Source organism: Alteromonas sp. PRIM-21 (assembly GCF_027563165.1).
Classification (GTDB): Bacteria; Pseudomonadota; Gammaproteobacteria; order Enterobacterales; family Alteromonadaceae; genus Alteromonas; species Alteromonas macleodii_A.
In genome coordinates, this window is record NZ_JADOEK010000043.1 from 1 (window position 1) to 537 (window position 537).

The window sequence follows — 537 nt, forward strand, 5'->3', positions numbered from 1 at the left end:
GTTATGTTTCTAGGGAAAGAACACATGTTTTATAAACAACTTCTAAAGCTCACACTAACATGCACACTAGCTATAGCCTGCTTTCCAACCAGTGCAGATAACCAAATTAAAAGAAAGATGTATAACCCTTGGGAAGCAGAGATTGGATATTCGCAAGTTGTCATTGCAGGTAACAATGTCTATTTATCTGGCATCGCTAGTAATAAACCGACCATGGAAGAACAGGTTAGAGAAATTTATTCTTTAATAGAAAATACATTACATGACAATGAATTAGGTATGGAGAACATTGTTAAACAAGTTATATATACAACAGATATTGAAGCGTTCAAAAAATTGGGTAATGTTCGCAAAGAAAAATTCACTAATAACCAATACCCTAGCTCTACATTAGTCGAAGTAAGACGTCTTTATAGTCCTAGGCATCTAGTAGAAATAGAAGTTATTGCATTCAGTGATAAAACATAACAACCCAATTAACACACTCACTGCGTTCGCTGGGACGCATACACGCGGGGCGGCTGCGCCATTATGCCC

1 protein-coding gene is annotated in these 537 nt (G+C 37.1%); it reads left to right on the forward strand.

The features are described from left to right. Nucleotides 1-468, forward strand: a 468-nt coding sequence (locus tag IW644_RS19925) for a RidA family protein (RefSeq protein ID WP_269919050.1), incomplete at its 5' end; no start/stop codon positions are given. Nucleotides 469-537: the final 69 nt, after the last annotated feature.